General features: G+C 68.2%; 17 protein-coding genes. 14 read left to right on the top strand and 3 right to left on the bottom strand.

Annotation, left to right across the window (positions count from 1 at the left end):
• Nucleotides 1–19: 19 nt before the first annotated feature.
• The 8 genes from AC1Z3W_RS34805 (at nt 20) to AC1Z3W_RS34770 (ending at nt 10,905) form a co-directional block, all read left to right on the top strand.
• The gene (locus tag AC1Z3W_RS34805; protein ID WP_057926465.1) at nt 20–1,228 is read left to right on the top strand and encodes an acyl-CoA dehydrogenase family protein; all 1,209 of its coding nucleotides are present in this window, start codon (nt 20–22) and stop codon (nt 1,226–1,228) included.
• A gap of 14 nt (nt 1,229–1,242) precedes the next feature.
• Nucleotides 1,243–2,379, top strand: a complete 1,137-nt coding sequence (locus tag AC1Z3W_RS34800; protein ID WP_483509416.1) for an acyl-CoA dehydrogenase family protein — start codon at nt 1,243–1,245, stop codon at nt 2,377–2,379.
• Between the two features lie 30 nt (nt 2,380–2,409).
• Nucleotides 2,410–3,615, top strand: coding sequence for a CaiB/BaiF CoA transferase family protein (locus AC1Z3W_RS34795; protein WP_483509415.1), 1,206 nt, complete (start codon nt 2,410–2,412; stop codon nt 3,613–3,615).
• Nucleotides 3,616–3,804: 189 nt separating this feature from the next.
• The gene (locus AC1Z3W_RS34790) at nt 3,805–4,110 is read left to right on the top strand and encodes a DUF485 domain-containing protein (protein ID WP_057926467.1); all 306 of its coding nucleotides are present in this window, start codon (nt 3,805–3,807) and stop codon (nt 4,108–4,110) included.
• An 11-nt stretch (nt 4,111–4,121) separates the two neighbouring features.
• Complete coding sequence (locus AC1Z3W_RS34785; protein WP_483509414.1) at nt 4,122–5,807, top strand: cation acetate symporter; 1,686 nt, start codon at nt 4,122–4,124, stop codon at nt 5,805–5,807.
• Between the two features lie 354 nt (nt 5,808–6,161).
• Complete coding sequence (locus AC1Z3W_RS34780; protein WP_057926468.1) at nt 6,162–7,451, top strand: dicarboxylate/amino acid:cation symporter; 1,290 nt, start codon at nt 6,162–6,164, stop codon at nt 7,449–7,451.
• A gap of 4 nt (nt 7,452–7,455) precedes the next feature.
• Nucleotides 7,456–9,474, top strand: coding sequence for a sensor histidine kinase (locus AC1Z3W_RS34775; protein WP_483509413.1), 2,019 nt, complete (start codon nt 7,456–7,458; stop codon nt 9,472–9,474).
• A gap of 75 nt (nt 9,475–9,549) precedes the next feature.
• Nucleotides 9,550–10,905: a sigma-54-dependent transcriptional regulator gene (locus AC1Z3W_RS34770; RefSeq protein WP_124834290.1), complete on the top strand. Its 1,356-nt coding sequence runs from the start codon at nt 9,550–9,552 to the stop codon at nt 10,903–10,905.
• 109 nt (nt 10,906–11,014) lie between these two features.
• Here AC1Z3W_RS34770 and AC1Z3W_RS34765 read toward each other — a convergent pair whose 3' ends face one another.
• Complete coding sequence (locus AC1Z3W_RS34765) at nt 11,015–11,551, bottom strand: TlpA disulfide reductase family protein (protein WP_057926471.1); 537 nt, start codon at nt 11,549–11,551, stop codon at nt 11,015–11,017.
• 163 nt (nt 11,552–11,714) lie between these two features.
• Here AC1Z3W_RS34765 and AC1Z3W_RS34760 point away from each other — a divergent pair, with 163 nt between their 5' ends.
• On the top strand, nt 11,715–12,287 hold the full coding sequence (locus tag AC1Z3W_RS34760) for a hypothetical protein (RefSeq protein WP_057926472.1): 573 nt from the start codon (nt 11,715–11,717) through the stop codon (nt 12,285–12,287).
• A 333-nt stretch (nt 12,288–12,620) separates the two neighbouring features.
• Here AC1Z3W_RS34760 and AC1Z3W_RS34755 read toward each other — a convergent pair whose 3' ends face one another.
• The gene (locus tag AC1Z3W_RS34755) at nt 12,621–14,219 is read right to left on the bottom strand and encodes a YifB family Mg chelatase-like AAA ATPase (RefSeq protein WP_175826153.1); all 1,599 of its coding nucleotides are present in this window, start codon (nt 14,217–14,219) and stop codon (nt 12,621–12,623) included.
• Between the two features lie 285 nt (nt 14,220–14,504).
• Nucleotides 14,505–14,756, bottom strand: coding sequence for an accessory factor UbiK family protein (locus AC1Z3W_RS34750; RefSeq protein ID WP_006489451.1), 252 nt, complete (start codon nt 14,754–14,756; stop codon nt 14,505–14,507).
• 356 nt (nt 14,757–15,112) lie between these two features.
• Here AC1Z3W_RS34750 and AC1Z3W_RS34745 point away from each other — a divergent pair, with 356 nt between their 5' ends.
• The 5 genes from AC1Z3W_RS34745 to AC1Z3W_RS34725 all read left to right on the top strand — a co-directional run bounded on the left by AC1Z3W_RS34745 (nt 15,113) and on the right by AC1Z3W_RS34725 (nt 20,215).
• Entirely contained in the window at nt 15,113–15,451 is a 339-nt protein-coding gene (locus AC1Z3W_RS34745; protein WP_006398175.1) for a P-II family nitrogen regulator, read from the top strand.
• A 33-nt stretch (nt 15,452–15,484) separates the two neighbouring features.
• Entirely contained in the window at nt 15,485–16,999 is a 1,515-nt protein-coding gene (locus AC1Z3W_RS34740; RefSeq protein ID WP_057926474.1) for an ammonium transporter, read from the top strand.
• Between the two features lie 242 nt (nt 17,000–17,241).
• On the top strand, nt 17,242–18,531 hold the full coding sequence (gene gshA, locus AC1Z3W_RS34735; RefSeq protein WP_011353295.1) for a glutamate--cysteine ligase: 1,290 nt from the start codon (nt 17,242–17,244) through the stop codon (nt 18,529–18,531).
• Between the two features lie 25 nt (nt 18,532–18,556).
• Nucleotides 18,557–19,513 (top strand): glutathione synthase, encoded by a 957-nt coding sequence (gene gshB / locus AC1Z3W_RS34730; RefSeq protein ID WP_483509412.1) that lies wholly within the window; start codon nt 18,557–18,559, stop codon nt 19,511–19,513.
• A gap of 231 nt (nt 19,514–19,744) precedes the next feature.
• Nucleotides 19,745–20,215 (top strand): PTS sugar transporter subunit IIA, encoded by a 471-nt coding sequence (locus tag AC1Z3W_RS34725; protein ID WP_057926476.1) that lies wholly within the window; start codon nt 19,745–19,747, stop codon nt 20,213–20,215.
• The last annotated feature ends 33 nt before the right edge of the window (nt 20,216–20,248 follow it).

Raw genomic sequence — 20,248 nt, 5'->3', positions numbered from 1 at the left:
CATTCGCCACGGACCGAAGATGGACCTCGATTTCACTCCCGAAGAGGAAGCCTTCCGCACGGAAGTGCAGCGCTTCCTGCAAGCCGAACTGCCCGAGCGCATCGCGCGCAAGGTGAAGGGCGGCCTGCATCTGACGCGCGACGACATGCGCGAATGGCACGCGATCCTGAATGCGCGCGGCTGGCTCGCGAGCCACTGGCCGCGCGAATACGGCGGCCCCGGCTGGAGCGTCGCGCAGAAGTTCCTGTTCGACAACGAATGCGCGCTCGCGGGCGCGCCGCGCATCGTGCCGTTCGGCGTGAACATGCTCGGCCCCGTGCTGATCAAGTACGGCAGCGAAGCGCAGAAGCGCCGCTGGCTGCCGCGCATCCTCGACGGCAGCGACTGGTGGTGCCAGGGTTATTCGGAACCGGGCGCCGGTTCCGACCTCGCTTCGGTGAAGACGAGCGCGGTGCGGCGCGTGGACGCGCAGGGCGAGCACTATGTCGTGAACGGCCAGAAGACGTGGACCACGCTCGGCCACTACGCGAACATGATCTTCTGCCTCGTGCGCACCGCGACCGACGTACGCAAGCAGGAGGGCATCAGCTTCCTGCTGATCGACATGAACACGCCGGGTGTCGAAGTGCGCCCGATCATCACGCTCGACGGCGAGCATGAGGTCAACGAAGTGTTCTTCACCGACGTGCGCGTGCCCGTTGAGAACCTGGTCGGCGAAGAGAACCGCGGCTGGACCTGCGCGAAATACCTGCTCACGTACGAGCGCACCAACATCGCCGGGATCGGCTTCTCGACGGCCGCGCTCGAGCGGCTGCGCGCGGTCGCCGCGAAGGTCAAGAAGAACGGCCGGCCGCTCGCGGACGATCCGTTCTTCGCGGCACGCGTCGCGCGCGTCGAGATCGAACTCGAGAACATGCGCACGACCAACCTGCGCGTGCTGGCCGCGGTCGCGGGCGGCGGCGTGCCGGGCGCGGAAAGCTCGATGCTGAAGATCCGCGGCACGCAGATCCGCCAGGAGATCGCCGCGCTGATGCGCCGCGCGATGGGGCCGTATGCGCAGCCGTTCATCGACGATGCGCTCGACGCCGACCACGACAGCGAGCCGGTCGGCCCGGACGAAGCCGCGAGCGCCGCGCAGCAGTACTTCAACAACCGCAAGCTGTCGATCTTCGGCGGCTCGAACGAGATCCAGAAGAACATCATCGCGAAGATGATGCTCGGGCTGTAACGAGGGACGCGACGATGGATTTCCAGCACACAGAAGACCGCCGGATGCTGGCGGACACGTTGAACCGCTTCATCGCCGAACGGTACGCGTTCCCGGTGCGCGAGCGCATCGCGCAGTCGGCCGAAGGATTCGATCGCGCGATGTGGCAGCGCTTCGCGGCGCTTGGTGCAGTCGGCGCGCTGTTTGCCGAAGCCGACGGCGGCTTCGGCGGCGCGGGCTTCGACATCGCCGTGGTGTTCGAATGCCTCGGGCGCGGGCTCGTCGTCGAGCCGTTCCTCGGCACGCTGCTCGCCGGACGCGCGCTGTCGCTCGCCGGTGGCGACGCGCATCGCGAGCGGCTGACCGCACTGATCGACGGCAGCGCGAGCGCCGCATTCGCGCACGACGAACCTGGCTCGCACTACGAACTGACGACCGTGCGCACGCGTGCCGAGCGCTCCGGCGACGGCTGGGTGCTGACGGGCGCGAAGGGGGTGGTCGACCAGGCCGCGCAGGCGGCGTTCTTCGTCGTCAGCGCGCGTGTGTCCGGTGATGACGACGACGCAGCCGGCATCGGCCTGTTCGTCGTGCCGGCCGACGCGCCGGGCGTGTCGCTGCGCGACTACAGGAAGATCGACGGCGGCCGCGCGGCCGAAGTGCGCTTCGAGCGCGTCGTGCTGCCGGCCGATGCCGCGCTCGGCGCGCACGACGGCGAAGCCGGTGCGGCGCTGCTCGAACGCGTGCTTGGCTACGGGCTGCTCGCGCTGTCGGCGGAGGCGCTCGGGGCGATGGATGTCGCGAAGGAAGCGACGCTCGAGTATCTGCGCACGCGCAAGCAGTTCGGCGTGCCGATCGGCAGCTTCCAGGCGCTGCAGCACCGGATGGCAGATGTGCTGCTCGAAGTCGAGCAGGCGCGCTCGGCGGTGATCAACGCGGCCGCGCAGCTCGACGCGCCGCGCGCGGTGCGCGAGCGCGCGCTCGCGGCGGCGAAGTACACGATCGGCCGGATCGGCACGCTCGTCGCCGAGGAAAGCATCCAGCTGCACGGCGGGATCGGGATGACGTGGGAGCTGCCGCTGTCGCACTACGCGAAGCGGCTCGTGATGATCGACCACCAGCTCGGCGACGAGGATCACCATCTCGCGCGCTATATCGCGCTGTCGAAACAGTAAAGGCGGACCACGCGAATGGAGGAGACAAGGATGACGAACGAAGCGCGCGCGCTGCCGCTGGCCGGCGTGAAGGTGCTCGATTTCTCGCGCGTGCTCGCGGGTCCGTGGAGCGCGATGGTGCTCGCCGATTTCGGCGCGGACGTGATCAAGGTCGAGCATCCGGCGCGCGGCGACGACACGCGCGACTGGGGGCTGCGGATCGGCGAGACCGAGACGACCTACTTCAACAGCGTGAACCGCAGCAAGCGGTCGATCTGCGTCGACCTGCAGACGGAAGCCGGGCAGCGCATCGCGCGCGAGCTGGCCGCGCAGGCCGACGTGCTGATCCACAACTTCAAGTCCGGCGGCGCGGAAAAGCTCGGGCTCGGCTACGACGCGCTGGCCGAGCTGAATCCGCGGCTCGTGCATTGCGCGATCTCCGGCTACGACCGGTCGGGCCCGGAGGCCGCGCGGCCCGGCTACGACCTCGTCGTGCAGGGCGAGGCCGGGTTGATGGCGCTGAACGGCGAAGCCGGCCAGCCGCCGCTGAAGTTCGGCGTCGCGGCGGTCGACCTGTTCACCGGCATGTATTCGGCGCAGGCGATCCTCGCCGCGTTGTACGAGCGCCATGCGACGGGGCGCGGTCGCCGCATCGAGATGGCGCTGTTCGACTGCGGGCTGATGATCACCGCGTACTACGGGCTCGACGCGCTGCTGATGGGCGAGGATCCGCCGCGCTACGGCAACGCGCATCCGTCGATCGTGCCGTACGGCGTGTTCGATGCGGCCGACGGCCCGCTCGTGATCACGGTCGGCAACAACGCGCAGTTCGCGCGCTTTTGCGACGCGATCGAGCGGCCCGACCTCGCCGCGGACGCACGCTACAAGACCAACCTCGGCCGCTCGGAGAATCGCGCGGAGCTGCTGCCGGAGATCCGCCGCGAACTCGGCCGCCGGCCGCGCGCGACGCTGCTCGCGGCGCTCGCCGATGCGGGCATTCCGTGCGGCGAAGTGCTCGGGCTGCACGAAGCGCTGAAGTCGGAACGTGCGACGAGCGCGGGGCTCGTCACGCGGCAGCCGCACCCGGTCGCGGGCGGCGTCGACGTGCTCGCGCCACCGTACCGCTTCGACGGCGCACGCTTGCCGGTGCGCGGTGCGCCGCCGGTGCTCGGCGCCGATACGGACGACGTACTCGGCGGCTGGCTCGGGTTGTCGGCGCAGGAAATGGCGCGGCTGCGTGCGGACCGAATCGTGTAGATCGCTTTTGCCGCCGCGGCGCGGGCGGGGAGTCGACGCGCGCCGACCATTCCACAAAACCCTCTCGCAATGACGAGTTGGTCGCCCTGCGGGGACTGGAGTAAGCGCTAAAGCGCCAACTCCGGTCGACCGCGAAGCATGGGACCAGAGTAAGCGCTAAAGCGCTAACTCTGGTCGACAGGAGACACCATGGAGCTTTCCGTCATCGAATCGGTCACGGCGCGCCGTGACTACCAGCAGCTCGTGCGTGCGCGGCGCCGCTTCAGCTTCACGCTGACGGCGCTGATGATCGCCACCTACTACAGCTTCATCCTGCTCGTCGCGCTCGCGCCGCACGTACTGGCCGCGCCGCTGTACCGCGGCGCGACGACCACGGTCGGGATCGTCGCGGGCGTCGCGATCATCCTGGTCGCGATCGGCCTGACCGCGTGCTACGTGCTGCGCGCGAACCGTGCGTTCGACCGCCGCGTCGACGCGATCCTGCAACGTTCGTGACGGAGGCCGACATGCGACGCACTTCGAGCGTGCTCGGCGCGCTGGCCGTTCTCGTTTCTTCCGCCGCGCGCGCGAGCGCCGTGGCCGGCCCGATGCCCGACAAGGTCGAGCTGAACCCGGTGGCGATAGCGATGTTCTTCGCGTTCGTGTTCGCGACGCTTGCGCTCACGCGCTGGGCCGCGCGCCGCACGCGCTCGACGCGCGACTTCTACACGGCCGGCGGCGGCATCACCGGGCTGCAGAACGGGCTCGCGATCGCGGGCGACTACATGTCGGCCGCATCGTTCCTCGGGCTGTCGGGGATGGTGTTCATGTTCGGCTTCGACGGGCTGATCTACTCGATCGGCTTCCTGGTCGGCTGGCCGTTCGTGATGTTCCTGATCGCCGAGCCGCTGCGCAACCTCGGCAAGTTCACGTTCGTCGATGTGGTGGCGTACCGCTTCGCGCAGCGGCCGATCCGGCTGCTGACGTCGGCGAACGCGCTGACCATCGTCGTGCTGTACCTGGTCGTGCAGATGGTCGGCGCGGGCAAGCTGATCCAGCTGCTGTTCGGGCTGTCGTACGGCACGGCCGAGCTGATCGTCGGCGTGCTGATGGTCGTCTACGTGTTCTTCGGCGGGATGACCGCGACGACCTGGGTGCAGGTGATCAAGGCCGTGCTGCTGCTGTGCGGCGCGACGCTGCTCGCGTTGCTCGCGCTCGGCGAATTCGGCTTCAGCGTCGACGCAATGTTCCGGCGCGCGGTGGCCGTGCATCCGGGCGCGCTGTCGATCATGGGGCCCGGCAAGCTGATCCGCGATCCGGCCAACGCGCTGTCGCTCGGCATCGCGCTGATGTTCGGCACGGCCGGCTTCCCGCACATCCTGATGCGTTTCTTCACGGTGCCGAACGCGAAGGAGGCGCGCAAGTCGGTGCTGTACGCGACCGGCTTCATCGGCTACTTCTATTTGCTGACCTTCGTGATCGGCTTCTCGGCGATCGTGCTGCTCGCGCAGCATCCGGAATTCTTCCGGCTCGGCGCGAACGGCACCTTCAACCTGACGCACGACCTGCTCGGCGGCTCGAACATGGTCGCGGTGAAGCTCGCGCAGGCGGTCGGCGGCAACTGGTTCTACGGCTTCATCGCGGCCGTCACGTTCGCGACGATCCTCGCGGTCGTCGCCGGGCTGACGCTCGCCGGCGCGACCACGATCTCGCACGACCTGTATGCGCAGATGTGGGCGCGCGGCAAGCCCGACGAGCGGCTGGAAATGCGCATCTCGCGCGCGGCGACGATCGGGTTGTCGGGAATCGCGATTGCGCTGTCGATCCTGTTCGAGCACGTGAACGTCGCGTTCATGGTCGGGCTCGTCGCGGCGGTGGCCGCGAGCGCCAATTTCCCGGTGCTCGCGATGTCGATCTTCTGGGGCGGGATGACGACGCGCGGCGCGGTGCTCGGCGGCGGTCTCGGCCTCATGTCGGCGGTGGTGCTCACGGTGCTGTCGAAGTCGGTGTGGGTCGACGTGCTGCACCACGCGCACGCGCCGGTGTTCCTCGACAACCCGGCGCTCGTGTCGGTGCCGCTCGCGTTCGTCGGGATCGTCGTCGGCTCGCTAGCGGACCGCGGCGAGCGCGCGCGGCGCGAGCGCGACGCGTTCGCGCAGCAGGAGTTCTACGCGCAGACGGGCGTGCTGGCCAGTCGCGCCGTGCAGCGCTGATTCATCCGATGAATGAGCGCATCCGTCCGGATCGCCGGACGGATATTTTCCGGAAATCCGGAATCCCGGATTTTCTTGCCTGCCGCATGATGAGAAATACAATGAAAACAACGGCTTGAGGGGTTCCGGAAACCTGGCATCGACCTTGCGATATAAAAGGCACGGCCATCCCCCGGCCCGACTATTAAATCAAGGAGACAATCGATGACCACTGCCTTCCATCCCCTCCGGACGTCCTGAGGCATCGCTTGTTGCGGCACGGCAGCCGCGCGGGCGAGTGAATCTTCCCCTGTGACATTCGTCCGCGCGCGTGACGCCGTTTCCATCGGCTCATCTACTTCAGCAGGAACCATCGTGAAGAAGAAACCCTTCTACAAAGTGCTCTATGTGCAAGTGATCTTCGCCATCATCGTCGGCGTGATCCTCGGCCACTTCTATCCGGCGCTCGCCACCGACATGAAGCCGCTCGGCGACGGCTTCATCAAGCTGATCAAGATGGTGATCGGCCCGATCATCTTCTGTACGGTCGTCACCGGCATCGCCGGCATGGAGGACATGAAGAAGGTCGGCCGCGTCGGCGGCAAGGCGCTGCTGTACTTCGAGATCGTGTCGACCTTCGCGCTGCTGCTCGGCCTCGCGGCCACGCACATCCTGCGTCCGGGTGTCGGCTTCAACATCGATCCGGCGACGCTCGACGGCAAGGCCGTCGCATCGTACGCGGCGAAGGCGCACGGGCAGTCGACGGTCGACTTCCTGATGCACATCATCCCGAACACGATGGTCGATGCGTTCGCGCAGGGTGAAATCCTGCAGATCCTGCTGATCGCGCTGCTGTTCGGCAGCGTGCTCGCGCACCTCGGCGAGCGCGGCAAGGTCGTCACCGACTTCATCGACGGCCTCACGCGCGTGCTGTTCGGCATCGTGCACATCGTCACGAAGCTGGCACCGATCGGCGCGTTCGGCGCGATGGCGTTCACGATCGGCAAGTACGGCGTCGGCTCGCTGGTGCCGCTGCTCAAGCTGATCGGCACGTTCTACCTGACGTCGGTCGTGTTCGTGCTGGTCGTGCTCGGCACGATCGCGCGCGCCACGGGCTTCTCGATCATCCGCTTCGTGTCGTACATCAAGGAAGAACTGCTGATCGTGCTCGGCACGAGCTCGTCGGAAGCCGCGCTGCCGCAGCTGATGGAGAAGCTCGAGAAGGCCGGCTGCTCGCGTTCGGTCGTCGGCCTCGTCGTGCCGACCGGATACTCGTTCAACCTCGACGGCACCAACATCTACATGACGATGGCCGTGCTGTTCATCGCGCAGGCGACCAACATCGAACTGACGTGGATGCAGCAGCTCACGCTGCTGGCCGTCGCGATGCTGACGTCGAAGGGCGCGAGCGGCGTCACGGGCGCGGGCTTCATCACGCTCGCCGCGACGCTCGCGGTCGTGCCGACGATCCCGCTGTCGGGCATGGTGCTGATCCTCGGCATCGACCGCTTCATGAGCGAATGCCGTGCGCTGACCAACATCGTCGGTAACGGTGTCGCGACCGTGGTCGTGTCGGCCTGGGAGAAGGAGCTCGACCGCAACAAGCTGCGCCAGGCGCTGACGGGTGGCGGCGAGGTCAAGGCGACCGAGACGGCCGGCGTCTGACGCCATGAACGAGCAGGCGGCGGCACCGCCCGCAGGCGGCGCGCCGCGCGATGGCCGACGCGGCCAGGGTGACGATGTGGAGCCCTATGACACAATAGGCGATCCGCATCGTCAGGAAGTCACGTCCGTGAAGCGCCGCCTGCTCATCCTCGTCATGCTTGCCGCCGCGCTTGCGGCGGCATGCGCGCTGACGTGGACCGTCACGTGGCGGCGCGGCGTCGCCGAGCTGCAGCGCAACGCCGCGGTGCGCGTCGATCGCACCACCAACGCGCTCAAGAGCACGCTCGACCGCTACGAATCGCTGCCTTATCTGCTCGGCAGCCATCCGTACGTGCAGGACCTGCTCGCCGAGCCGAAGCGCGCCGATTTCACCGGGCGTGCGAACCGCTATCTCGAAGACCTCAACGAACACGCGCACGCGACCGTCACCTACGTGGTCGGCGCGGACGGCCTGTGCGTCGCCGCCAGCAACTGGCGCGCGCCCGACAGCTTCGTCGGGATCGAATACCGCTTCCGCCCGTATTTCATCGACGCGATGAACGGCCGGGTCGGCCGCTTCTTCGGGATCGGCACGATCTCGCGCGATCCCGGCTACTACATCTCGCAGCCGGTGTGGCGCGATGGCAAGATCGCGGGCGTCGTCGTCGTGAAGCTCAATCTCGAATGGTTCCAGGGCGCCGACGCGTCCGAACCGCTCGTCGTCGCGGACGATCACGGCGTCGTGTTCCTGTCGTCCGTGCCCGCATGGAAATACCACACGCTGCATCCGTTGACGGGGCCCGTCGCCGCGTCGATCTACGAGACGCGCCAGTACGCGCAGCAGCCCGTCACGCCGCTGCCGCTGCGCGTCGAGCAGGTGCTCGGCGCGGACGCGGAGATCGTCCGCCTGGGCCCCGGCCGTCGCGCGCCGCGCTTTCTCGCCAGCAAGCGGCGGATCGGCGAGCCCGACTGGCTCCTCGTCACGCTCGCGCCGATCGCCCCCATCGACACCGACGCGCGCAACGCGACGATCGTCACGGGCTTCGGCTTCGTGTCGGTCGCGCTGCTCGCGTTCTACTGGCGCATGCGCCGCGCACGCGTGCGCGAGATGATCCGCGGTCGCGCGCTGCTGCAGCAGGCGTACGCGGAGCTGAACCGGCGCGTCGAGGAACGCACGGCCGACCTGTCGGAAGCGAACGAACAGTTGCAGAAGGAAGTCGGCGAGCGGATTCGCGCGGAACAGGAATTGCGCGCCGCGCACGACGAACTGATCCAGGCGAGCAAGCTCGCCGCGCTCGGCCAGATGGCGGCCGGCATCACGCATGAACTGAACCAGCCGCTCGCGGCGTTGCGCAGCTTCTCGGACAACACGCGCGTGCTGCTCGATCGCGGCGAGCAGGCAGCCGCGCGCGAGAACCTGGAGGCGATCGCCGCGCTGACCGAGCGGATGGGCAAGATCACCAACCAGCTGAAGCTGTTCGTCGGCCGCGCGAAGCCGCGCAACGAACAGGCGCTCGTCGTGCGCGCGCTGCGCAGCGTGCTGTCGCTGCTCGGCGACCGGCTGCGCGGCGTCGCGCTCACGCTGACGCTGCAGGATTCGACCGTGTCGCCCGCGCAGGACGCGCCGCTCGACCTCGCGCGCGATTATCCGGAGCTCGTCGCCCGCTGCGAGGATCTGCGCCTCGAACAGGTGCTGATCAACCTGCTCGGCAACGCGCTCGATGCGGTCGCGAGCGTTGCGGCACCGGCGATCGACGTGACGATTGCGGTGTCGGTCGCGACCCTCGCGGTCGAGGTGCGCGACAACGGGCCCGGCATCGCGCCCGACCTGCTGCCGCGTTTGTTCGAACCGTTCTTCACGACGAAGGAAATGGGGCGCGGGCTCGGGCTCGGCCTTGCGATCTCGTCGTCGATCGCGAGCGACGCGGGCGGCGCGCTGACCGCGCGCAATGCGCCGTCCGGCGGCGCGCTGTTCGTCTTGACGCTGCGGCGCGCGCACACGCATCATCCGGACTCCGTGTCCGAGCAGGCGGGCTCGCGCTAGTTCGCCGCACGACAGGCATCAACGAGAGCCGCGCGCGCACGCCGCCGCGCGGCCTGTCAGGAGCAAGTGACTACGATGGCCAACCGGCTGCAAGTGATCTATATCGAAGACGATGCGCTCGTTCGCCGGGCGAGCGTGCAGAGCCTCCAGCTCGCGGGGTTCGACGTCGTCGGGTTCGAATCGGCCGAGGCGGCCGACAAGGCGATCGTCGCGGAAACCGCCGGCGTGATCGTCAGCGACATCCGGCTGCCCGGCGCGAGCGGGCTCGACCTGCTCGCGCAGTGCCGCGAGCGCGTGCCCGACGTGCCGGTGATCCTCGTCACCGGCCACGGCGACATCTCGATGGCCGTGCAGGCGATGCGCGATGGCGCGTACGACTTCATCGAAAAGCCGTTCGCGGCCGAACGGCTGATCGAGACGGTGCGCCGCGCGCTCGAGCGGCGTGAACTCGTGCTCGAGAATCACGCGCTGCGGCGCGAGCTGGCCGGGCAGAGCATCGTCGCGCCGCGCATCATCGGCCGCAGTCCGGCGATCGAGCAGGTGCGCAAACTGATCGCGAACGTCGCGCCCACCGACGCGTCGGTGCTGATCAACGGCGACACGGGTGCCGGCAAGGAGCTGATCGCGCGCAGCCTGCACGAGCTGTCGCCGCGTCGCGACAAGCCGTTCATCGCGGTGAACTGCGGTGCGCTGCCCGAGCCGATGTTCGAGTCGGAGATGTTCGGCTATGAGTCCGGCGCGTTCACCGGCGCCGCGAAGCGCCGCGTCGGCAAGCTCGAATATGCGTCCGGCGGCACGCTGTTCCTCGACGAAATCGAAAGCATGCCGCTCGCGCTGCAGGTGAAGCTGCTGCGGGTGCTGCAGGACGGCGTGCTCGAGCGGCTCGGCTCGAACCAGCCGATCCGCGTGAACTGCCGCGTCGTCGCGGCCGCGAAGGGCGACATGAGCGAGCTCGTCGCGGCCGGCACGTTCCGGCGCGACCTGCTGTACCGGCTCAACGTCGTGACGATCGCGCTGCCGCCGCTCGCCGAGCGCCGCGAGGACATCGTGCCGCTGTTCGAACACTTCATGCTCGACGCGGCCGTGCGCTACGAGCGGCCGGCCCCCGTGCTGACCGACCGGCAGCGCGCGAGCCTGATGCAGCGCGACTGGCCCGGCAACGTGCGCGAGCTGCGCAACGCGGCCGACCGCTTCGTGCTCGGTGTTGCCGACATGCCGCAGGAGGCCGGCGCGAACGGCGACGATGCCGAGAGCGACCAGACGCTGAAGGAGCGCATCGAGCAGTTCGAGCGCGCGGTGATCGCCCAGGCGCTGAACCAGACGGGCGGCGCGGTCGCGGCGACGGCCGACCGGCTGCATGTCGGCAAGGCGACGCTGTACGAGAAGATGAAGCGCTACGGGCTGTCGGCGAAAGGCGAAACCGAGCGCTGAAAACGAGACGGACCGCAGAACCGGGCTGGCCGGTCGTGCGGTCCGTCGTGCGGAGCAGGGCGCGGCGTGCGGCCCTGCGAGTCCTGTCGTGCGGCGCGGTCGGCGGCGCTCAGGCCGCGTTGCTGTCGAGCGCCTTCTTGAGCAGTGCGTCGAGTTCCGCGAACTGCGGTGCGCCGACGTAGCGCTTCAGGATCTTGCCGTCCTTGTCGACGACGAAGGTCGTCGGCGTGAGCTGCACGTTGCCGAACTGCTTCGCGACGCTGCCGTCGTCGAGCGCGACCTTGAACGGCAGCTGGCGCGTCTGCGCATAGTTCGCGACGTACATCGGCGGATCGTAGTTCATCGCGACCGCGACGAATTCCAGCCCCTGCCCCTTGAAGCGATTGTAGGTATCGACCATCTGCGGCATTTCCTGCATGCAGGTCGCGCAGCTCGTCGCCCAGAAATTGACGAGGTAGACCTTGCCCTTCAGGTCGCCGGCCGTCGACACCTTCTGGCCCGACAGCAGCGTGAACGTGGCGTCCGGCACGGTGGACTTGCCGTTGAACGCGAAGAAGCCGGCAACGGCGATGGCCGCGACGATGACGGCCGCCGCGATATAGCGGGCGGGGCCGGTGCGGCGCTGGGCGGGAGGCGTGGTGTTCATCTGCGGTGCTCTCGGAGTCGGTCGATGACGCGGATCGATGCAAAGGACGTCGAAATTCGGCGCTTATTTTAGCGCGAATGCGCGGCACGCACCGATGGCCGCCACACATCCCGGGTGTCAGCTTCGGCGGATAATGGGCGCTTTGCCTGTCCCCATCACTGCCATGCCGAAGGAAGTCATCGATTCGTTGCGCCCCCTTTTTCGCCCACTGCGACACTTCGCCGCGCTCGCGTGCGTGAGCGCCGCGCTGGCCGCCTGCTCGCCGTCATATGACTGGCGTACGCTGCACAACGACGCCGGCTACACGATCGACCTGCCGGCGAAGCCGACCGTCGAGGACCAGCCGGTGGCGGTTGGCGGCGCATCGATGCCGATGCGGATGCAGGCCGCACACGTCGACGGCGCGGTGTTCGCGGTCGGCACGCTGACACTGCCCGACGACCGCGACGACACGCGCCGCGCCGCGCTCGAGTTCCTGCGTACCGGGCTGTCGCGCAATCTCGAAGGCGCGCCGCAGACGGCCTCGGTGCCGGTGCCGCTCGCGGCCGGCGGCGCGGTGAACGGGCTCGAACTGCGTGTCGCGGGCGCGGCCAGCGGCGGCGACCACGCGCACAAGACGATCGTCGCGCGGCTCGTGGCGCGCGGCCGGCATGCATATCAGGCCGTCGTGATCGCCGACGGGCCGCTCGCGCAGGAACAGCTCGACCAGTTTTTCGGCTCGTTCAAACTCGATTGACGCCGGCCGGCGAGGGCGCTCGGACACGCTGTGACAACTGAAAGTTCATTCGCAACTTTCGACGCTAATCGCCGGATTTTGCGGGGATTTTTCGACTATCCACAGCGCATGTGGATAACTTTGTTGAAAAGTTGACTGAATCCCCCGCAAAGCCGCGCCGGACGGCCTTCCGGCGCATTTGATAGATCGCCAGCCCAATGAGAAAGATAAATAAAAACAACGAGATACGAGTTTTGCGATGAAAGGGCGGTCGCGAGCGGCGATCCGGGGCCGGATTCGCGAAATTGTGCATAAGTCAAGTCTTGACAGCGCCGTTTTGTCCTCAAGAGGCGCTCACAGCGCCGTGAGCGCGCGCCGGTAGCGGATCGCCTCGGCGATCTGCGCGGCCGTCGGCAACGGGTCGCCGGCCAGGTCGGCGATCGTCCGCGCGACCTTCAACACGCGGAAGTACGCACGCGCCGACCAGCCGAAGCGCTCGCCGGCCTCGCGCAGCAGCCGCTCGCCGTCGTTGGTCGGGCGGCACAGGTCGTCGGTCTCGCGGCCGCTCAGCATGTGATTCGTTTTGCCCTGCCGGCCGAGCTGCAGCGCACGCGCCTGCGCGACCCGTGCGGCGACCGCCGCGCTCGGCTCGCCGGGCGCCGTCGCGCGCGACGCGAGTTCGGCCGGCGATAGCGCGGGCAGATCGACCTGGATGTCGATCCGGTCGAGCAGCGGCCCGGACAGCTTGCGCAGGTAACGCGTCGCGACGTCCGGCGAGCAGCGGCAGCGCCCGGACGGATCGCCGTGCCAGCCGCACGGACATGGGTTCATCGCGGCGATCAACTGGCACGCGGCAGGAAAGTCGGCCTGCTGGGCCGCGCGCGAGATCGTGATGCGGCCGACTTCCAGCGGCTCGCGCAGCATTTCCAGCACGTGCCGGTCGAATTCGGGCAGCTCGTCGAGAAACAGCACGCCGAGGTGCGCGAGCGTGATCTCCCCCGGTTGCGGCGGGTTGCGGCCGCCGACCAGCGCGGCGGCGCTCGACGAGTGGTGCGGCGCGCGGAACGGCCGCCGCCGCCACTGCGCGGGCGAGAAGCCGATGCGGCTCGCGGAAAGAAGCGCGGCCGACGTCAGCGCCTCGTCGTCGGTCAGCGACGGCAGGAGGCCCGGCAGCCGCGCGGCCAGCATCGACTTGCCGGCGCCGGGCGGCCCGATCATCAGCATGTGGTGCCCGCCCGCGGCGGCCACTTCGAGCGCACGCCGGGCGCCGCGCTGGCCGACGACGTCCGCGAGATCGGGGGCGGCCGGCGCCGGTACGCCATCGAGGCAGGGCGCGGCGACCGGCGCGAGCCGCGCGTCCGGCGCACCGGCGAGGTGCGCACACAGTGCGGGCAGGTCGGGCGCGCCGAACACGACGACGCCCGGCACGAGCGCGGCCTCGGCAGCGCTGTCGAGCGGCAGGTACAACTCGGGCGGGCGCGACGCGGCCGCCGGCCCGGACATCGCGACGGGCTGCGCGCCGGAATCGACGCGCGACCCGGTTTCACTCGCGCGCCGGTCGCGCGCCGCACCGCACGCCATCGCGAACGCGCCGCGCATCGGCCGCAGCGCGCCGGTCAGCGACAGCTCGCCCGCGAATTCGCGGCCGGCCAGCGCGTCGGCCGGGATCTGCCCGTTCGCGGCGAGGATGCCGAGCGCGATCGGCAGGTCGAAGCGGCCCGACTCCTTCGGCAGGTCGGCCGGCGCGAGATTGACGGTGATGCGCCTGACGGGGAATTCGAATCCGCAGTTCTGTAGCGCGGCGCGCACGCGCTCGCGGCTTTCGCGGACTTCGAGATCGGGCAGGCCGACGATCGAGAACGACGGCAACCCGTTGGCAAGGTGGACTTCGACGGTGACGTCCGGCGCGCGGCCGGCCGCCGGCGCGCGACTACGCACCACGGCGAGCGACATGGCGAGGCTCCTGTAAATGAATCGGACGGACAACGGCCGTTCGGGGCCGCATGTCGCGGGAATCGGAGGAATCGGTGCGCGCTTGCCGGCGTGGCGCGGGAAAGAACGAGGAACGACGAACTGCAAATAGCGGGGGACTGCGAAGAGCGAGGGAACAGCGAAGAGCGGGGGAACAGCGAAGAGCGGGGGACTGCGAGGAACGACGGGTTGACGAGCGGACTTCCGGGCGGCGGGCGCGGGCCGCACGAGGCGGCCCGCGCCCGGACCCGTTGGTCGGGTGAGGCGTCAGGCCTGGGGCGCTGCGAGCTTCTGCTCGAGTTCCGCGACGCGCTTCTCGAGTTCCTCGAGACGCACGCGGGTGCGGGCGAGCACCTGTGCCTGCGTGTCGAACTCCTCGCGCGTGACGAGATCGAGTTTCGAGAAGCCTTGCGACAGCATGGCTTTCACGTTGCGCTCGACATCCTTGGCCGGCGAGTTTTTCAGCAGGTCGCTGACGCGCGACTGCAGGTCGTTGAAAACATCGCTGGGTTGCTTCATGAGATTTCCCTTCCTTGCACAAAAAATGTGCATCTTCAGTTGCATACGTGCCCATGATGCACGCATGACCGGAAATGGTGCGCCCGCGGCGCGAATTCCGGGCATGGCGCCCGCATGGGTGAATGGCCCGGCGAGCCGGGACGTGCGTGCACTCTAGCAACGATCCTTTCGGCGCGCCAGCAAACCTCGCCCACGTTGGCCATTCGGCCGGGTTTCCGCACCTTTCAGCAGGGGACGCGACCCCGCTTCCGAGCCGTTCGAGACGGCGCTCGCACGAACATGGCATGCGAGTTGCTGAGAAGAGGCCGTCACACCATTCCAACCAATTCGACGGGACAACCCAGCGAGAGGACTTCATGAAACTGATTACCGCAATCATCAAGCCGTTCAAGCTCGATGAGACGCGCGAAGCGCTCTCCGCGCTCGGCGTCTCCGGCATCACGGTGACGGAGGTGAAAGGGTTCGGGCGCCAGAAGGGGCACACCGAGCTGTACCGGGGCGCCGAATACGTGGTCGATTTCCTGCCGAAGATGAAGATCGAGGCAGCCGTGTCCGACGATCTCGTCGACCAGGCGGTCGAGGCGATCGAGCGGGCCGCCCGCACCGGCAAGATCGGCGACGGGAAGATCTTCGTCACGCCGATCGAGCAGGTGATCCGGATCCGGACCGGGGAGACCGGCGCAGACGCGCTGTAACAGACAAAGACAAGCGACAAGAGGAAACCCGAGATGCGCAAACTTCTGATGTCCCTGCTGATGGCCGGCTCGCTGATCGCGGCCGGCGTCGGCCCCGCGCTCGCCGACGACGCGGCTTCCGCCGCGGCTGCGTCCGCGCCCGCCGCCACGGCGTCCGATGCAGCGGCAGCCGCCGCTCCGGCCGCTTCGGCACCCGCCGCCACGGATGCATCGGCACCTGCCGCTGCCGCCGCACCCGCGTCGGGTGCCGCCGACGCATCGGCCGCCGCCGCCGCGTCCGCGCCGGCCGCACCCGCCGCGCCGACCGAGCCGTTCTCCGTCGATTCGTCGAAGATCAGTGCAGGCGACACCGCGTGGATGCTGACGTCCACCGCGCTCGTGCTGTTCATGACGATCCCCGGCCTCGCGCTGTTCTACGCGGGCATGGTCCGCAAGAAGAACGTGCTCGCGACCGTGATGCAGAGCTTCGCGATCACCGCAGTGATCACGGTGCTGTGGACGGTGGTCGGCTACAGCCTCGCGTTCACGCCGGGCAACGGCTTCATCGGCGGCCTGTCGCGCGCGTTCCTGCACGGGATGACCTACGTGAAGGGCGACAAGGCGACCACGCTGACCGTCAGCCACCTGGCGACGACGATTCCGGAGTCGGTCTACTTCGTCTACCAGATGACGTTCGCGATCATCACGCCGGCACTGATCTGCGGCGCATTTGCCGACCGGATGAAGTTCTCGGCGATGCTCGTGTTCATGACGCTCTGGTCGCTGATCGTCTATGTGCCGATCGCGCACATGGTGTGGGAGCCGACCGGCTGGCTGTCGTCGGACGGCGTGCTCGACTTCGCGGGCGGCACGGTGGTGCACATCAACGCCGGTATCGCGGGCCTCGTGTCGTGCCTGATGCTCGGCAAGCGCGTCGGTTTCGGCCGTGAATCGATGGCGCCGCACAACCTCGTGCTGACGATGATCGGCGGCTCGATGCTGTGGGTTGGCTGGTTCGGCTTCAACGCGGGTTCCGCGGTCGCGGCCGACGGCCGTGCCGGCTTCGCGATGCTGACGACGCAAGTCGCAACCGCCTGCGCGGCGCTCGGCTGGATGTTTGCCGAGTGGGTCTCGCACGGCAAGCCGTCGGTGCTCGGCATCGTGTCGGGTGCGGTCGCGGGTCTCGTCGCGATCACGCCGGCGGCCGGCTTCGTCGGCGTGACGGGCGCACTCGTGATCGGCATCGCAGCCGGCGTCGTGTGCTTCTGGTCGGCGACGTGGCTCAAGTCGAAGCTCGGCTACGACGATTCGCTCGACGCGTTCGGCGTGCACGGCGTGGGCGGGATTCTCGGCGCACTGCTGACCGGCGTGTTCGCGGTCAAGGACATCGGCGGCGCCGACGGCAGCCTGCTGCTGCAGGCGAAGGGCGTGCTGATCACGCTGGTGTACAGCGGCGTGTTGAGCTTCGTGCTGCTGAAGCTGATCGACCTGACGATCGGCCTGCGCGTGACCGAAGAGGAAGAGCGCGAAGGCCTCGACGTGGTGCTGCACGGCGAGCACGTCGAATAAGTCTGACGGATGACGGCGGGCCGCCGCGCAGACGGCGCCCGCGACGAATGAGCGCAGCGACTTCGGCCCGCCCACCCGGCGGGCTTTTTTTCTCCTGCCTGCTGCTGCCGTAGCGCATAACCCTTCCACCTATCGGGTCAATAGCCGAAAACTTCCTCCAAACCCTTGCGAAGCCGGGAACAATCCCCAAATGGGCAGGGCAATTGCTCTACAATCTTCATTCTCCCGCTCGCGAGTGATTCATGGTTCCCCACCTCGTTACCGCGTTGAACGGTCCGCTGCTCGAGCTCGAGCAGAAGATCCTCGACGCGACGCCTGCGATCGAACGCTGGTTCAGGCTCGAATGGCAGGAACACACCCCGCCGTTCTATTGTTCGGTGGACCTGCGCAACGCCGGCTTCAAGCTGGCGCCCGTCGACGCGAACCTGTTCCCCGGCGCATTCAATAATCTGCCGTCCGAAGTGCTGCCGCTCGCCGTCCAGGCCGCGATGGCCGCGATCGAGAAGATCTGCCCGGACGCGAAGAACCTGCTCGTGATTCCCGAGCTGCCGACCCGCAACGCGTTCTACCTGGAAAACGTCGCGCGGCTCGCGACGATTATGCGCCAGGCCGGCCTGAACGTGCGCTTCGGCTCGCTCGATCCGAGCATCACCGACATGACGCCGATCACGCTGGCCGACGGCCAGAAGATCGTGCTCGAGCCGCTCGAGCGTTCGCAGCGCCGCCTTGGCCTGAAGAATTTCGATCCGTGCTCGATCCTGCTGAACAACGACCTGTCGGCCGGGATTCCCGCCGTGCTGGAAAACCTGCACGAACAATACCTGCTGCCGCCGCTGCATGCGGGCTGGGCCGTGCGCCGCAAGTCGACGCACTTCTCGTGCTACGACGACGTCGCGAAGAAGTTCGCGAAGATGGTCGGCGTCGATCCGTGGATGGTGAATCCGTATTTCGCGCACGTCGAAGGCGTCGACTGGCAGGCGCATGAAGGCGAGCAGGCGCTCGCCGACGCGATCGACGGCGTGCTGAAGAAGATCGCGCGCAAGTATCGCGAATACGGGATCAGCGAAAAGCCGTACGTCGTCGTGAAGGCCGATGCGGGCACCGCCGGGCGCGGCGTGATGACCGTGCACGACGCGGCCGAGATCGGCCGCATGTCGAAGGCCGAGCGCGCGCAGATGGCCGAGTCGAAGGCCGGGCTCGCGGTGCGCGACGTGATCGTGCAGGAAGGCGTCTATACGTTCGAGCGCGTCGGCGACGAAGTCGCGGAACCCGTCGTGTACATGATCGACCGCTACGTGGTTGGCGGCTTCTACCGCACGCACGCCGGCCGCGAGCGCGACCAGAACCTGAACGCGCCCGGCATGCATTACGTGCCGCTCGGCTTCGAGCACACCGCGCTGCCGGATGCCGGCGCCAAGCCGGGTGCCGCGCCGCCGAACCGTTTCTACATGTACGGCGTCGTCGCGCGCCTGTCGCTGATCGCGTCGTCGATCGAACTGGAAAAGACCGATCCCGAAGCCATCCAGGTGTAACGGCTTCGCTACGTACAGGACCCGCATGGACATTCTCTTTATCGCCGATCCGCTCGAGCGCTTCAAGATCTACAAGGATTCGACCTACGCGATGATGGCGGAGGCCTCGCGGCGCGGGCATGCGGTGTACGCGTGCCAGCCGCACCAGCTCGCGTGGACGGGCTCGGGCGTCGAGGCGGACGTGCAGCGCGTGACGATCGTCGGCGACACGGCCGACCTGCATCGTCATCCGTGGTACGAGACGGCCGCGCACGAATCCCGTCGGCTGACGTCGTTCGGCGCGGTGCTGATGCGCAAGGATCCGCCGTTCGACATGGAGTACGTGACGGCCACCTGGATGCTCGAGCTTGCCGAGCGTGCGGGCGCACGCGTGTTCAACAAGCCGCAGTCGATCCGCGATCACTCGGAGAAGCTGGCGATCGGCGAGTTTCCGCAGTTCGTCGCACCGACGCTTGTCACGCGCGACGCCGCGCGCTTGCGGGCGTTCCATGCCGAGCATGGCGACGTGATCGTGAAGCCGCTCGACGGCATGGGCGGGATGGGCGTGTTCCGCGTGAAGGCCGACGGAATGAACCTCGGCGCGATCATCGAGATGCTGGGCCATGACGGCACGCGCTCGCTGATGATCCAGAAGTTCATTCCCGAGATCAAGGCGGGCGACAAGCGCATTCTGCTGATCGCGGGCGAGCCGGTGCCGTATTCGCTCGCGCGGATTCCGCAGGGCAGCGAAGTGCGCGGCAATCTCGCGGCGGGCGGGCTCGGCGTCGCGCAGCCGCTGACGCCGCGCGATCGCGAGATCGCCGAGACGCTCGGGCCGGTGCTCGCCGCGCGCGGGCTGCTGCTGGTCGGGCTCGACGCGATCGGCGACTGGCTGACCGAGGTGAACGTGACGAGCCCGACATGCTTCCGCGAAATCATGGAGCAGACGGGTTTCGACGTCGCCGCAATGTTCATCGACGCGCTGGAGCGGGCGGCCGCGTAGCCCGCTTCGCGCGCAATCCCGGCGGCGGCCGCGCAGGTCCCCCGTCGCCGGAGCGGTTCGACCGGCCTGCTACAATGCCCGCTTGCCCGGTGCCGCGACCAGCGCGCCGAAGGCCCGGCGGTCGGGCCGAAACTGTTGCAAGGCTGAACATGGAACGTTTCCCACACTCGCTACGCTCATTGCCCCGCCGCGGGGTGTCGGCCCGCCAAGGGCGGCCGGGAGCGATCTGACATGGCCGGGATCCTGATCATCGCGCACGCCCCGCTCGCCACCGCGCTGCGGGACTGCATCGCGCACATCTATGGCGGCGTGCCCGCGCGCATCGGCTGTATCGACGTGATGGCGGACAGCGATCCGACCCAGGTGATGGCGTTCGCGCATGCGGAACTCGCACGGCTCAGGGAAGAGAACGGCGTCGTCGTGCTGACCGACATGTACGGCGCGACGCCCGCGAACATCGCGGGCCAGCTCGCGAAGCTCGACAACGTGCGCGTGCTGGCGGGCGTGAACCTGCCGATGCTGGTGCGGGCCGTCTGCTACCGTACCGTGCCGCTCGACAAGCTCGTCGACAAGGCGCTGTCCGGCGGCGCGAAGGGCGTCCACGAAGTGGCGGCCGGTACGCCGCCGCCGCCTACCGAAGTCGGCTGCGGCCAATGCGCGCCGATTCCGCCCGAGCCGCAACCGCGCACCGAATCGCACTGACCGTCCCGTTTTCCGTTTTAGACCGACCCGCCG

This window comes from Burkholderia sp. 10_S31 (assembly GCF_056930375.1).
The sequence above is the reverse complement of the archived record's forward strand: the minus strand, read 5'-3'. Positions and strand labels throughout refer to the sequence as shown.